This is a genomic window from Paraburkholderia domus, assembly GCF_905220705.1.
Lineage (GTDB): Bacteria > Pseudomonadota > Gammaproteobacteria > Burkholderiales > Burkholderiaceae > Paraburkholderia > Paraburkholderia domus.
The window spans coordinates 180,224-195,225 of record NZ_CAJNAT010000009.1 but is presented as its reverse complement, the minus strand read 5'-3'; the positions used below and the strand labels follow the sequence as shown (position 1 = coordinate 195,225).

Annotated in this window: 12 protein-coding genes and 1 pseudogene; 8 read left to right on the top strand and 5 right to left on the bottom strand. The window is 60.7% G+C overall.

Going from position 1 to position 15,002, the window contains the following annotated elements:
- Nucleotides 1-26 precede the first annotated feature (26 nt).
- The gene (locus KHO31_RS18430) at nt 27-1,445 is read right to left on the bottom strand and encodes a sensor histidine kinase (protein WP_201072520.1); all 1,419 of its coding nucleotides are present in this window, start codon (nt 1,443-1,445) and stop codon (nt 27-29) included.
- On the bottom strand, nt 1,442-2,113 hold the full coding sequence (locus KHO31_RS18425) for a response regulator (protein WP_201072995.1): 672 nt from the start codon (nt 2,111-2,113) through the stop codon (nt 1,442-1,444). The genes KHO31_RS18430 and KHO31_RS18425 overlap by 4 nt, the downstream gene beginning before the upstream one ends.
- 139 nt (nt 2,114-2,252) lie before the next feature.
- Between KHO31_RS18425 and KHO31_RS18420 the strand changes: the two genes are divergently transcribed.
- From KHO31_RS18420 to KHO31_RS18400, 5 genes are all read left to right on the top strand, one after another.
- Nucleotides 2,253-3,341, top strand: a complete 1,089-nt coding sequence (locus KHO31_RS18420) for an ABC transporter substrate-binding protein (protein WP_211623876.1) — start codon at nt 2,253-2,255, stop codon at nt 3,339-3,341.
- A gap of 100 nt (nt 3,342-3,441) precedes the next feature.
- Complete coding sequence (locus KHO31_RS18415) at nt 3,442-5,211, top strand: ABC transporter permease (RefSeq protein WP_201072515.1); 1,770 nt, start codon at nt 3,442-3,444, stop codon at nt 5,209-5,211.
- On the top strand, nt 5,204-6,271 hold the full coding sequence (locus KHO31_RS18410; RefSeq protein WP_201108316.1) for an ABC transporter ATP-binding protein: 1,068 nt from the start codon (nt 5,204-5,206) through the stop codon (nt 6,269-6,271). The genes KHO31_RS18415 and KHO31_RS18410 overlap by 8 nt, the downstream gene beginning before the upstream one ends.
- Before the next feature lie 70 nt (nt 6,272-6,341).
- On the top strand, nt 6,342-7,418 hold the full coding sequence (locus tag KHO31_RS18405) for a porin (protein WP_201085021.1): 1,077 nt from the start codon (nt 6,342-6,344) through the stop codon (nt 7,416-7,418).
- Between the two features lie 210 nt (nt 7,419-7,628).
- Entirely contained in the window at nt 7,629-7,778 is a 150-nt protein-coding gene (locus tag KHO31_RS18400) for a hypothetical protein (protein ID WP_201072509.1), read from the top strand.
- A 38-nt stretch (nt 7,779-7,816) separates the two neighbouring features.
- On the opposite strand, the gene KHO31_RS18395 is transcribed toward KHO31_RS18400, so the two are convergent.
- Nucleotides 7,817-8,257, bottom strand: a complete 441-nt coding sequence (locus KHO31_RS18395) for an ester cyclase (protein WP_211623875.1) — start codon at nt 8,255-8,257, stop codon at nt 7,817-7,819.
- A 718-nt stretch (nt 8,258-8,975) separates the two neighbouring features.
- Nucleotides 8,976-9,884 (bottom strand): annotated as a pseudogene (locus tag KHO31_RS39345) (LysR substrate-binding domain-containing protein); the annotation flags it as partial.
- Between the two features lie 406 nt (nt 9,885-10,290).
- Here KHO31_RS39345 and KHO31_RS18385 point away from each other — a divergent pair.
- Entirely contained in the window at nt 10,291-11,346 is a 1,056-nt protein-coding gene (locus KHO31_RS18385; RefSeq protein WP_211623892.1) for a Dyp-type peroxidase, read from the top strand.
- Entirely contained in the window at nt 11,339-12,142 is an 804-nt protein-coding gene (locus KHO31_RS18380; protein ID WP_211623872.1) for a family 1 encapsulin nanocompartment shell protein, read from the top strand. Before KHO31_RS18385 ends, KHO31_RS18380 begins: the two co-directional genes overlap by 8 nt.
- Before the next feature lie 168 nt (nt 12,143-12,310).
- On the opposite strand, the gene KHO31_RS18375 is transcribed toward KHO31_RS18380, so the two are convergent.
- Nucleotides 12,311-13,300, bottom strand: a complete 990-nt coding sequence (locus KHO31_RS18375) for a LysR family transcriptional regulator (RefSeq protein WP_211623870.1) — start codon at nt 13,298-13,300, stop codon at nt 12,311-12,313.
- A gap of 273 nt (nt 13,301-13,573) precedes the next feature.
- On the opposite strand from KHO31_RS18375, the gene KHO31_RS18370 reads away from it, so the two are divergent.
- Entirely contained in the window at nt 13,574-15,001 is a 1,428-nt protein-coding gene (locus KHO31_RS18370; RefSeq protein ID WP_201072502.1) for an aminotransferase-like domain-containing protein, read from the top strand.
- Nucleotide 15,002 lies beyond the last annotated feature (1 nt).

Below are 15,002 nucleotides of genomic sequence, written 5' to 3'. Positions count from 1 at the left end.
TGCGGTTGCGAGTCGCGGCGTGATCGTCACGCGACCCTTAGCGCCGGAAATTGCACGCTGACTACAAGTCCGCCACCAGGCGCGTCGCTCAACGCAATCAGCGCGCCATGCACACGCGCGATTTCCCGCACAATCGACAAACCCAGGCCGCTACCCTCGACAGCCTGCGTCGCTTCGCTGCGATAGAACCGCTCGAACACCGCATCGCGCTCGCCGACGGCAATCCCCGGCCCGTTATCGATCACCTGCAGCAGCGGCTGCTCACCTTCGCACGCGACGCGCACGGTAATCACAGCCCCGTCACCCGAATAACGAATGGCGTTGTCGATCAGGTTGCCGACCAGTTCCGCAAGCAGATCGGTCTGACCCATCACGTCGATACGTGCGTCCTGTTCGAAGCCGAGATCGATGCCACGCGAGCGCGCCACCGGCGACCAGTCGAGCGTCACACTGCGCGCCACTTTATGCAACGGCACGGCGGCATGCTTGACGGTATAGCCGCTGTCCGCATCGAGCCGCGAGAGCGAGAGCAATTGCTGCACGATGCGCACGGCCTGCTGGACCGCACGATTCAGCCGCCGCAAATGCACCCCTTGCCGGCGACTGCCGTTCGAGACCTCGTCACCGCCGTCGATATCGCGCAGCGCCAGTTCCGATTCCGCCTGAATGACCGCAAGCGGGGTCTTTAATTGATGCGCGGCGTCGTTAAAAAATCGCCGGCGCGACAACTGCATCAACTGCGTGCGGCCGATGTACTGATTGATCGAATCGACCAGCGGCGCGACTTCACTCGGCAGGCCGACCGTATCGAGCGGCGTCGGATCGTCTTCAGCACGCGCGGCGACTTTGGCCGACAACCGGTTCAGCGGCCGCAAGCCGCGTGCAACACCCAGCCACACAATCCCTAACGCGAGCACGACCAGCAAGAATTCCTGCTGCAACGAGCCGGTCAGAATCTCTCGCGCCAACGCCTGGCGCTGCTCGATCGTTTCGCCGACGCTCACCAGCACCACGCGCGTTTGCGCGCTCGGCACGTCGTGAACCGGCAGCCGCAACATCGCGATGCGCAGCGGACGGCCACGAAACATGTCGTCATAAAACTGCACGCTGTAGGGATCCGCAGGCGCCTTCGTGCCTGACGGCAGATCCGGATAGCCGGTCACCACCCGGCCACCCTCCTCGCGAATCTGGTAGTAGATGTTGCCGCCGCCGTTGGATTCGAACATCTCCAGCGCGAGATACGGCAAGTCGACTTCGATCTGCCCGTCGCGCAAACGGATGCCGTCGCGTATCGAGCGCAGCGAAAACTCCAAGGTGCGATCGAAGGCCACGTGTGCGGCATTCATTGCGCGTTGATACGTCAGCCATGCGTCGAAGGCGAGCAGCAGAAGCAGCGGCAGCAACAACCAGAGCGCGACGCTAACGCGCAGATTCGGCCGCGTCATGCGTCCTTCGCTTCCAGCAGATAGCCGAGCCCCCGCAGCGTCACGATACCGACCGAACTGCGCTCGAGTTTCTTGCGCAAGCGGTGCACGTAGATTTCGATGGCGTCGGCATTCACCGATTCATCGAGTCCAAAGATTTTCTCCGAGAGCGTGTCCTTGTTGATCGCGCGGCCGTTGCGCAGGATCAGCACCTCGAGCACTGAACGTTCGCGCGGCGTCAACGCGAGCGGCTCGCCATCGAGCGTGAAACCGCGGTCGACGCTGTCGTAAAGCAGCGTGCCGCATTGCGCATGCAGCGGCTCCTGGCCATGACTCCGGCGCAACAATGCGCGCGCACGCGCCTCGAGTTCGGTGAGCGCAAAGGGCTTGGCGAGGTAATCGTCGGCGCCGAGATCGAGGCCGCGCACGCGTTCCTCCACCGAACCATGCGCCGTCAGCATCAATACCGGCACCGCGTTACGCCGTGCGCGCAGACGGCGTAACACTTCGAGGCCGTCAAGCTTCGGCAAACCGATATCGAGAATCACCAGCGCGTAGTCCTGCGTGCGCAAAACATGGTCGGCGGACTCACCGTCATGCATGCAGTCGACGGTGAGTTTCGCGCCGGTCAGCGCATCGGTCAGCGAGCGGGAAAGGATTGGATTGTCTTCGACAAGCAGCACACGCATAAACAGAATCCCAGGGAAATCCATGAGGCGAATTCGACCATTGTGACGCATTTCTTTCGAAAACTGAAAGCATTCAGAAAGCACGCCTCTCTTACCATTCGCCTACACAAAACAAACACAATGTTTTCTGGAGGAAGACGTGCAAATCTCTTTGAAGTATCTCGCCGTAGCCGTTGCATTCGCCGCAAACTCAACATGGGCCGCCTTTCCGGCCGGTTATCCCAGCGACTATCAGGCCACCGTCGACGGGGCAAAGAAGGAAGGCAAGCTGATCGTCTATTCGGTCACGGACACGGCCTTGGTACGCCCACTCATCAAGGACTTTGAAAGCTTGTATGGCATCAAGGTCGAATACAACGACATGAACAGCACCGAGCTGTACAACCGCTACATCAGCGAAAACGCGGCCAGCAGCACCAGCGCCGACGTGCTGTGGAGCTCGGCGATGGACCTGCAGGTCAAGCTCGTCAACGACGGTTTGATGGCCAGCTACGAATCGCCCGAAGCGAAGCAGTTGCCGCAATGGGCGCAGTACCAGAAGCAGGCGTATGGCACCACGTATGAGCCCCTTGCGATCGTCTACAACAAGCGCCTCCTGCCCGCGGGCGACGTGCCGCAAACGCGCGCCGATCTGATCAAGCTGCTGCAAAGCAAGCCGGATCAGTTCAAGGGCAAAGTCACCACGTACGACATCGAAAAGTCCGGCGTCGGCTTCAACTATCTGACGCAAGACGCACGCGTCAATCCGCAAGTCACGTGGGACCTCGTGAAAGCAATGGGCGCAACCGGTCCGAAGCTGCAATCGAGTACCGGCGCGATGATGGAGCGCATTTCTTCGGGTGAGAACCTGATCGGCTACAACATTCTCGGTTCATACGCGCTCAGCAAAGCGAAGAAAGACCCGTCGATCGGCTACGTCTACCCGAAGGACTACACGCTGGTGGTGAGCCGCCTCGTGACCATTTCGAAGAAGGCGCAAAGCCCGAATGCCGCGAAGCTGTGGGTCGATTACCTGCTCTCGCAACGCGGTCAAACCTTGCTCGCCAACCAGGCAAGCCTGTTCTCGATTCGCGCTGACGTCGAAGGTGAAACGTCGATGGCCGGTCTGACGAAGCAGCTCGGCGACTCGCTCAAGCCGATCCCGATCGGCGCCGGCCTGCTGGTCTACCTCGACCAGTCCAAGCGGCTTGAATTCCTCAAACAATGGCAACAGTCGATCAAACGCTAAGCCTCGACTGACCTGACGGCGTCGGCGCTGAAACGCGCGGACGCCACGCCTTCCTTCACTACCTGTCGATATGCGGCTTTTACGCTGCAGGGGGACACTCATGCTTTCCACTAGCGCAACCGGACACCGCGACGCACCACCACTCGCGGTCGACGGCGGCACGATAGGCGCGCTGCCGCGCGGCGGTCTGCAGCCGTTTGCGGGGCTGCTGCGCTGGCTCGTCGTCGCGGTGCTGACCGTCGCGGTGGCGCTGCCGCTCGGCTTCATTCTGTTCCAGAGCGTGCTGAACGCGCCGTTCTTCGACGCCAAACGCACGCTTGGTCTTGCCGGTTTCGAATTCATTTTCAGCGACCCCGACTTCTGGTCCGCGCTGAAGAACTCTTTCATCATCGCGGGCGGGATGCTGTTCATCTCGATCCCACTCGGCGGGATTCTCGCATTTCTGATGGTGCGCACGGATCTGCCTGGCCGCCGTTGGCTCGAACCGCTGCTGCTCACCCCCGTGTTCGTTTCGCCGATGGTGCTCGCGTTCGGCTATGTGGTCGCGGCTGGACCGGTCGGCTTCTATTCGGTCTGGTGGAAGGAACTGTTCGGCACCGCCGAAGCGCCATGGAGCGTGTACTCGATTCTCGCGATCACCGTGATCGTCGGACTCACGCATGTGCCGCACGTGTATCTGTATTCGTCGGCGGCGCTGCGCAATCTCGGCTCTGATGTCGAAGAAGCGGCGCGCGTTGCGGGTGCGCGGCCGTTCCGTGTCGCACTCGACGTCAGCCTGCCGATGACGCTGCCCGCGTTGCTGTTCGCCGGCGTGCTGGTGTTCTTCCTCGGCTTCGAAGTGTTCGGCCTGCCGCTCGTACTTGGCGACCCTGAAGGCCACCTCGTGCTGGCAACGTATCTGTACAAGCTCACCAACAAGCTCGGCGTGCCTTCGTATCACCTGATGGCCGCGGTCGCCGTGTGTATCGTCGCGATCACGTTCCCGCTCGTGCTGCTGCAACGACGCTTACTGAAGAGCGCGAACCGCTTCGTTACGGTCAAGGGTAAAGCGGGACGTCAGACCGTGCTGCCGCTCGGCGCATGGCGTTGGGTTGCGTTGGCGATCGTCGCGCTGTGGCTGCTGCTCACGGTGTTCGTGCCGCTCTCCGGCATTACGCTGCGTGCATTCGTCACCAACTGGGGCGAAGGCGTGAACCTTGCCGAAGTGCTGACGCTCGCCAATTTCACCGAACTGTTCGAACAGGACAACCTGGTCCGCGCGATTCTCAATACGCTCGGCATCGGCGTGATCGGCGGCGCACTTGCGGTGGGCTTCTATTCGCTGGTCGCCTTTGCAGGCCATCGCCGCAACGACTGGGCGACGCGCCTGCTCGACTACCTCGTGCTGCTGCCGCGCGCGGTGCCCGGCCTGCTCGCCGGTCTCGCGTTCCTGTGGATCTTTCTCTTCGTGCCGGGCCTGAAGGAACTGAAGAACTCCATGTGGAGCATCTGGATCGCGTACACGGTGGTGTGGCTCGCGTACGGCATGCGCCTGATTCAAAGCGCGCTGCTGCAAGTCGGCCCGGAACTCGAAGAAGCGGGACGCAGCGTCGGCGGCACGCGGGCGCGCGTGAGTCTCGACGTGACGCTGCCGCTCGTGCGTTTCGGCCTGCTCGCGGCATGGCTCCTGATCTTCATGATCTTCGAGCGCGAATACTCGACCGCCGTCTATTTACTCTCGCCCGGCACTGAAGTGATCGGCGCGCTACTGGTGTCGCTGTGGGCGACTGGCGCAGTCGATCAGGTCGCGGCGCTTTCTGTCATCAACATCGCGATGGTCGGCGTCGGACTCGGCGTCGCCCTGCGCTTCGGAGTGAAATTGCATGGATAAGCTCTCGGTCGACAACCTATTTCTCAGCTATGGCGACAACCCGATCCTGAAGGGCGTGTCGTTCGAATTGAACCCCGGCGAAGTGGTGTGCCTGCTGGGCGCGTCGGGAAGCGGCAAGACCACGCTGCTGCGCGCAGTCGCGGGACTAGAACAACCCTCGTCGGGCCGTATCGAACTCGACGGCAAGGTGTTTTTCAACGGTGAATCTAAAGTCGATCTGCCGGTCGAGCAACGCTCGCTCGGTCTCGTGTTTCAGTCGTATGCGCTCTGGCCGCACCGCACCGTGGCGGACAACGTCGGCTATGGACTGAAGCTGCGGCGCGTGTCGAGCACTGAGCAAAAAAAGCGTGTGCAGGCTGCGCTCGACCAACTCGGCCTCGGCCATCTCGCTGCGCGCTACCCGTATCAGCTTTCCGGCGGCCAGCAACAGCGTGTGGCGATTGCGCGGGCGCTGGTCTACAACCCGCCCGTCATTCTGCTCGACGAGCCGCTGTCGAATCTCGATGCCAAGCTGCGTGAAGAAGCGCGCGCCTGGTTGCGCGAACTGATCGTTTCGCTGGGCCTGTCCGCGTTGTGCGTCACGCACGACCAGACCGAAGCGATGGCGATGTCCGATCGCATCCTGCTGCTGCGCAACGGCCGCATCGAGCAGGAAGGCACGCCGGCCGAACTGTATGGCGCGCCCCGCTCGCTTTACACCGCCGAGTTCATGGGCAGCAATAACCGGATCGACGCGCGCGTTGCGGCAGTCGACGGCGAACGCGTCACGCTCGCCGGGGACGGCTGGCAATTACAGGCTCAGGCGCGCGAAGCGCTCACCACCGGGCAAAACGCGCAGGCCGTCATTCGCCTCGAGCGCGTGCAGGTTGCCGACGGTCCGGGCGCAAACCGCCTCGAGGCGGAGCTCATCACGTCGATGTATCTCGGCGACCGCTGGGAGTACCTGTTCCATTGCGGCGATCTGCGCCTGCGCGCCTTCGGCCACGTGCCGCGAACGGCCGGCCGCCACTGGATCGAATTCCCCGCCAACGACTGCTGGGCCTTCGCACAGGCGAGCTAGCACGCGTTGATGGCCTCAGCAGCACCGTATCCCCAACCGAAGCAAAAAAACCAACCACAGGAGACTGTTGATGAAGTGGAGTATGACGAAGGCGACCCTCGGCGTGACGTGCGCCGGCCTCGCCGGATTTGCAGCAACGGCGCATGCGCAATCGAGCGTGACCTTATACGGGATCGTCGATGCGGGCGTCGAATACGTGAATCACGCGAGCAAGGACGGCAGCGCCACGCGCCTCGTCTCAGGCGGCAAGAACACCTCGCGCTGGGGCCTGCGTGGTGTCGAAGACCTGGGCGGCGGACTGAAGGCGATCTTCCAGTTGGAGAGCGGCATCAACATCGCGAACGGCCAGTTCGACGACAGCACCGGCGCGATCTTCGACCGCCGCGCTACGATCGGCCTGAAAAACCGCTTCGGGCAAATCACGCTCGGCCGCAATTTCACGACCACCTACGACTACATGCTGCAGTTCGACCCGATGGGTTACGCGCCGAACTACTCGTGGGCGACGTCATCCACCGCGACGGGCGGTCGCAAGGACGGTCTGTTCTCCCGCTCGTCTAACGCCGTGCGCTATGACGGCACATTCTCCGGCTTCAAGCTCGGCGCCATGTACGGTTTCGGCAACGTGCCGGGCAGCATGAAGTCGAGTTCCAAATACGACTTTGGTCTCGGCTACGAGAACGGACCGTTTGCCGTCGTCGCTACGTTCGACCGGCAGAACGGCGCCAACGATAGCGTGACGCCCGCGGATACCACCAACTACATTCAAGGCATTCACGCAGGCTTGAGCTACGACTTCGGCGCGGTGAAGGCGATGGCCGGGTATCGCAACTATCGGCGTACGTTCCACACTGCCGCGCCGACGTTGCGCAGCGATATGTACTGGCTCGGCGGTCAATACGACGTGACGCCTTTCTTCTCGCTGTTTGCCGCCGTCTACCATCAGGACATCAAGGACGCGAGCGACGCCGATCCGACGTTGTTCTCGCTGCGCGCGCAATACGCATTGTCGAAGCGGACGGTGCTGTATATGGCGGGCGGTTATGCGATGGCCAAGCATGACAATGCGGTCAGCCTGTCGCGCGATCTGACCGGCGCGGCGGATACGCAAACGGGTGTGACGGCGGGGATTCAGCACCGGTTCTGAGGCCTCTGGAGCGGGTAACGTATCCAGAACACCCACGCATCTGAAGCATTCAAACGGAGCGAGGCGCGGCGAAGGTCAATCCTTCGGCGCGCCTCGCTCCGTTTGCTTTTAGATGGATTCGGGCAGTCCATTCGCCTAGAATGGATCAACCAAATGGAACAAGCGCCAGCGTCGTTTTTATCTAGTGCCTATGTCGACAGGAGACATGCCATGTCACAAGCAAGCCGTGATACCCGCAAGACGTCTCGCCACGGGCTGCTATGGTTCGTTGCATTGTGGCTGCTCGGCGTCGGCGGGACGGCACTACTCGTGCTCCCGTTTCATCTTCTGGTCGCGGCAGCAATGCATCACTCGCATTGACACTTTTCTCGGCGCTTATGCGTCCATCCTGATACGACTCAAGACCGCTCGAGCGTTGACGGTAACTGTCCAAGTTGCCGGAACACCGATAGCCAGTCTTCGAGGTGCCATGTCTTGGCAATTAAATTTCCACGCATCTGGTGGAAAGAGTGAATCGCGAAACTAATGTGTTTGGAACTGGCAGCAATACCAAGTAGCTCCCCGCTTTGAGTGCCGCTGACCTCTGCACGAACGCCCACCCGGTCTCCATGGATCAGCACGTCCAGAAGGGTGATTTTCATATCCGGCAGCGCCGTGGCGATGTTCGCGAATATTTGAACCATCTGCTCAGGTCCTGGCGCCGCCCCGACGGGCTCGGGAATATATTCCCAATCAGGCGTAACGACCTTTCGTAACAACGCGACGCTTTTCTGCTCGAAGGCATGATAGATCCCTTCAATCGCTTCACGGGTGATCGCTTCGTTGGTAGGGAGGGTCATGTCCGGATACTCCTGAAGAATGCTCACGGCAAAGCCTGGACCGAACCATGCTGCACGGATGCCGGCATCGCTGTTGTCAGCGAATATCTTGGGCGCCACCCGTCTGGTTTGTTCTGAAGTCTACATCCATGCGCATCCGCGCGCTCCGCGCTCGCGATCAGGGAAGTGGTTTGCGAAAAACGCTCCCACCATAACCGAGCACGATATTGTCGACTTCAAACGGTGACGCCTCCTGCGCCTCGAGAATGAACGCCACACGGTTGGGGGCCAGCTTACTGGATATCGATGCGACCAGATCGTCGTCGAGCGTGTCCTTGATCGCGTGTTCAGCCAGTCCCCCGCTCACCCCTATCGTGAAGCCAAGCATCGCCCCAACCGGTCCCCCAAGCATTCCGATCAAGCCGCCCGTTAGCGCACCGATCACTGTCCCCCAAAACGGCCGCGTCTGCTTGTCGAGCAGGATCAGCTTGCCTGCGGCGTCCTTTTGAACCAGCACGCCACTCTCGATTTTGAAACCAAGGTCCTTTTCCTCAAAATTCCTGAAATCCCGACCGGCTCTTTCGGCGACGTCCACGCTGTCGAATACCGCGACAATCAACTGTTGTGCCATTTGAAAGCTCCTCGACTCACTGACGTTGTCTATCAAAGATAGTGATTTTCGCAGCGCGTGCCATTTGTTTATTTCCGATGCGTGGTATCGGTCGAAGTGAGCATCGATCTCCGCGCGCACCCTGGCGAGAATTTCCGGCGTGCAAGCGTTTAGCATCATCACAATCAACCGTACTCGCGCGGAGACCTGGCGTTGTGTCTGACTCAAGAGATTCAATTCGAATGACGGCAGGTCGAAACCCGGCAGGATTCGGACCAGCCTTCCCTCTGCGAGCGCATTGACGCACGCCGGCTCTTCCAGCACCCCAATGCCCGCACCCGCAAGAATCATTTCATACATGGGCCGCCAATGACTGGTCTTGATTGCGGTGCGGATCGGCACGCTCTCCACAACGGTCGCTACGTGTCTGAGCGGCAACTGGTCCGTGCCGAACAGGCTTTGGACCCGAATGAATGGGTGTTTCACCAGCTCAGACGGTTCAGTGATCGGGCCGTGCTGGCTCAGATAACCAGGCGCTGCAACGAGAACACGTCCGACCTGACCAAGCTGACGGGCAAGGAACGCCCCTTCTCCGAGCTGGCCAAGACGAAACGAAATGTCTACGCCCTCCGTCACGAGGTCGACGATCCGGTCGTTCAGGACCAGTTCCAGATCCAGTTCTGGATAGGTTGCACGCACCAGGGTCAACGCCTCAGGCACGATCGTCTCGCCAAAGCAATGGGGTGCCGCGATGCGAATCGTTCCCTTGAGCGCCTGCCCTTCGTTCGTTACTTCAGCGATCGCCTGCTCCACGGCGTGCAGAATCCGCTTGCTGCGCTCGTAGAAGATGACGCCTTCGGGTGTGCAATTGAAAGCGCGCGCGCTGCGCAGCAGGAGCCGGCAGCCAAGGTACTTCTCGAGCCGCTCGATGCGTTCGCTCGCGGCCGGCTGCCCGATACTGAGGTCCCTTGCCGCGCTGGAGATACTCCCACGCTCAACCACCCTGACGTAGATGCGCATGGCTTCGAGCAGATTCACCGCACCCAACCTCCATTCGCAATGCGAATTATTTGACACCGCCTTATTAGCGTCAGCGGATAAACGGATGGTAACGATATGACAGGAGAATAAAAGGCCGCCGGGCCCGATATGAAGTATTGAAGGAGAGGCAGACATTTGCGACAAAATGATGTCCAACGCTATCGGCGCACGACCTCGCCTGACGGCGCTTTGCACGATGTCAGCCAGCGAGCATGCGAAACGCAATCTGATCGTCAGTCCGGCTTCGAGACGCCGCATTCGAACTCACTGAAGGCCTTTGTGCACTTTCCATAAGGTGCCTGGCCGGTATAACATCTCGGGTACCTCAGGCAGGCAATTACGAAGGCGGAGAGGCATTCGCTCCATTCCTGGAATCAATGACGGTTTATCCCCATTCAATCCGATGCCTAAAGACATTCAAGAACCGCAAGCCGTATGTAATAACATCACCCGTAGCGCGATCTTCATCGTCGCAACCTTTACGGGTGACCAGGACCTTGCTGAACAAGTGCGCGCGTGGTGCGGCGACGTTGCCGCCCTGGTGCGCTCCGTCGGCAAGCGCGTCCCCTCCGGCAACCTGTCGTGCGTTGTCGGCTTCGGCTCCGACGTGTGGGACACGCTGTTCGGCGCCCCGCGCCCAGCATGCCTGCACCCCTTTCGAGAATTCGGCGAGGGCGAACGCCGCGCCGTGGGTACGCCGGGCGATATCCTGCTGCACATCCGCGCGGATCAGATGGATCTCTGCTTCGAGCTCGCCACGCAGCTGGTAGGACGGCTCGGCAATGCGGTCTCCGTGGTCGACGAAGTGCATGGCTTTCGCAACTTCGATCTGCGCAGCATGGTGGGTTTCGTCGACGGCACCGAGAATCCGGAGGGGCGTAAGGCCGTCGACTCCACGCTCATCGGCGACGAAGATCCCGGATTCGAGGACGGCAGTTATGTCATCGTGCAGAAGTACCTGCACGATATGAATGGCTGGAACGCGCTTTCGGTCGAAACTCAGGAACGCATTATCGGTCGCACGAAACTGGCCGATATCGAGCTCGACGCAGCGGTCAAACCGTCGTGTTCGCACAGCTCGCTCACGACGATCACCGAGAACGGCGAGGAAGTGAAAATCCTCCGTGACAACATGCCGTTCGGCCGCCCCGGCATGGGCGAGTTCGGCACCTACTTCATCGGTTACGCCCGTTCGCCCGAGCCGATCGAGCAGATGATGGAGAACATGTTTGTTGGCCGGCCGCCGGGTAACTACGACCGGCTGCTCGACTACAGCCGCGCGGTCACGGGCGGCCTCTTCTTCGTCCCGTCGGCCACCTTGCTCGACGCGCTCGCAGATCGCGATCCGCAAGCTGCCGCCGCTGTCGAGCCGCGGTCCGATGCGTCTTCGTCCGCCGAGCCGCGTCACGACGGCTCGCTGAATATTGGCTCTCTCAAGGGAATCTCTCAACATGAATAACCTGCATCGCGAGCTTGCTCCAATCTCCCGCGCCGCCTGGTCGCAGATCGAAGACGAAGTGGCGCGCACTTTCAAGCGCAGCGTCGCCGGCCGTCGGGTGGTTGACGTCAAGGGTCCCGGCGGGACGGAACTGTCCGGCGTCGGCACGGGGCACCAGATCGCGATCGCCGCACCGCAGGCGGGCGTCACGGCGAAACTGTCCGAGGTGAAGCGCCTCGTTCAGTTGACGGTGCCGTTCGAGCTGCAGCGCGAAGCGATCGACAGCGTCGTGCGCGGCGCGAAAGATGCAGACTGGCAGCCCGCGAAGGAAGCAGCAAAGCAGCTCGCCTATGCCGAAGATCGTGCGATCTTCGATGGATACAAGGCTGCGGACATAGACGGGATTCGCGAAGGCTCGTCGAATCCGCCGCTCGCGCTGCCGGCCGACGTCAGCGACTATCCGAACACGATTAGCAATGCGCTCGAACAGCTGCGGCTTGCCGGTGTCGACGGGCCCTACTCCGTGCTGCTCGGCGCCGATGCGTACACGGCGCTCGGCGAGGCGCGCGATCAGGGCTATCCGGTTATCGAGCACATCAAGCGGATCGTGAATGGCGACATCATCTGGGCGCCCGCGCTCGCAGGCGGCAGCGTGGTATCCATGCGCGGCGGCGATTTCGAGTTACACCTGGGCGAAGAGCTGTCGATCGGTTATGTGAGCCATACCGACACGGTAGTGCGCCTCTATCTGTGCGAGACACTGACATTCCTGATGCTGACGAGCGAGGCGTCGGTGTCGTTGCCGCAAGCGGAATGAGCATCTGACGATGCATCGATTTACATGATCGGTTTGGCCTTTTCAAAGGCTTCGCCGATCGTTCCAACCATGTAGAACGCTTGCTCCGGCCCTCTGCCTAAAAGAGATAGCGATCCCGGTCAAAGCTGCCACACGTTCATTTCCGATTCCTACTATCGGTTTAGGGGCTCAGGCCCGCAACGACGGTTTCAGAAGCGCTGACACAGCCTCGTCGGGAAGTACTTCAAAGCGACTTGTCACTTCGCCGCAGTCGACGTGCACTCTCTCCAGGATTTCCGAAGTGCACTTTCTTAACATCGTCACAATCATCCGTACCCGCGGCGGTACCGGACGTTGCGCCTGGATCAGTACATTCACATCGAAGGGCAGCACCTCGAATTCCGGCAGTACGTGGACCAGTCTGCCGTCTGCTAGCGCATCGACACACGCCGGCTCTTCCAGCACCCCGATGCCGGCGCCCGAGAGGATCATTTCATACATGGGCCGCCAATGACTGGTCTTGATTGCGGTACGGATCGGCGCACTCTCCACCACGGTCGCCATGTGTCTGAGCGGCAACTGTTCCGTGCCGAACATGCCCTGGACCCGGATGAACGGGTGTTTCATCAACTCAGACGGTTCAGTGATCGGGCCGTGCTGATTCAGATAGCCAGGTGCTGCAACGAGCACACGTCCGACCTGACCAAGCTGACGGGCAATGAATGCCCCTTCTCCGAGCTGGCCAAGACGAAACGAAATGTCTACGCCCTCCGTCACGAGGTCGACGATCCGGTCGTTCAGCACCAGTTCCAGATCCAGTTGCGGATAGGCTGCGCGCACCAGCGTCAACGCCTCCGGCACGATCGTCTCGCCAAAACAGTGAGGTGCCGCGATGCGAATCGTGCCCTTCAGATCCTGCTCGTCGCTCGACACTTCGGCGACTGCCTGTTCCACGGCGTGCAGAATCCGCTTGCTGCGCTCGTAGAAGATGACGCCTTCGGGCGTGCAATTGAAAGCGCGTGCGCTGCGCAGCAGGAGCCGGCACCCGAGGTACTTCTCGAGCCGCTCGATGCGTTCGCTTGCGGCCGGCTGCCCGATATTAAGGTCCCTCGCCGCGCCGGAGATACTCTCTCGCTCAACCACCCTGACGTAAATACGCATGGCTTCTAGCAGATTCATGGTGCCCAACCTCCCTGTGTGCCGATCGCGCGTAATTCAAACCAACCGTTACGCGTCGAAAGATCCCAACTTGGGGACCAGGCAATGTTCGTTCGATGGAGTAAAGGTTAAGGCGGGGCCATCGGTCGTAGAGTGCACAAATCGGGCCGGCTCGCGTCAGTACAGTTCTGCTACGATCTCGGCACCAGGCGGCAGCACAGCGGCGCGAACGCGTATAAGCCATCGGAGAGACCGGTACAACTTATGGCAGCGAAACACTAAGGGAATCGTCCGATGAATCTCTATGAGAAGCTTGCCGACGACATCGAGAAGCTGATCCGGCAAGGCGTGTACGGTCATGGCGAACGCCTCCCATCCGTACGGCAGACCAGCCAGCAGCATCGGCTCAGCGTGACGACGGTCATCCGCGCGTATTTGCTGCTCGAGAGCCGTGGCTTGCTAACGGCCAGGCCCCAGTCCGGCTATTTCGTCAACTTTCGGGGCGTCGGAGGCGAACGGAAAACGCTCGAACTCCGGCCATCGAAACCGATCCCGATATCGTCGCCGGTCGACGTCAGCCGGTTAGTGCTTTCCACCTTGCGCTCAATCGGTGTCGACGATGCCGTGCCGCTCGGTTCGCCCTACCCCGATCCAGGTCTGTTTCCCTTCGAAAAGCTCAACCGCTACGCTTACGATGCGGGACGGGGCAAGACGCGCTGGGGCGTGACGGACGCGCTCCCACCCGGCAATGCGGCACTCGTGCGCCAGATCGCGCGTCGCTACCTCGAGAACGGCATGGCCGTCGATCCAAACGAGATCATCATCACGGTCGGCGCGACTGAGGCGATCAATCTGTGCCTTCAGGCAGTCGCGAAGCCGGGCGACGTGATCGCCGTCGAGTCACCGACCTTCTACGCGATGCTCCATGCAATCGAACGGATGGGCATGAAAGCGATCGAGGTGTCGACTCATCCGGAGCACGGCATCGATATTGCGGCGCTTGCCTCGATCGTGGAGTCGCAGACCATCAAAGCCTGCATGGTCATGCCGAATTTCCAGAATCCGCTGGGTTTTCTGATGCCCGACGAACGCAAGCGCGAACTGGTGGAATTCCTGACGAAGCGGGACATTCCGGTCATCGAGAACGGTGTCTACAATGAATTGCACTTCGACAGCACGCACCCAAGCACGTTGAAGTCCTTCGATACGAAGGGGCTGGTACTTCACTGCGGCTCTTTCTCGAAGACGCTCACGGCAGCCTACCGGATTGGTTGGGCGCTGCCGGGCCGTTATCGCGATCAGGTCGAGAAACTCAAATTTCTGAACACGCTGACCTCTCCGACGATTCCGCAAATGGCGATTGCGGAATTCCTTGAGCGCGATGGTTACGAGCATCATCTGCGAAGGGTTCGGAGGACCTATGCGCAGCAGGCCAACCTGATGAAGGCAACCGTCTCGCGTTTCTTTCCTGAAGGGACGCGCATGTCCAACCCTGCGGGCGGATACGTGCTGTGGATCGAACTGCCGCTCAAGGTCGACGCGATGCGGCTCTACAACCTCGCTCTCGACCAGGGTATCACCATCGGACCTGGCTACATGTTCTCGGTCTCGGAGACGACCTATCGGAACTTCATCCGCCTCAATTACAGCAGCCCCTGGTCGAGCGAAATCGAACAGGCGGTGATTACCGTGGGCAAGCTCGTCGCGATGTGCGCGCGTTAGC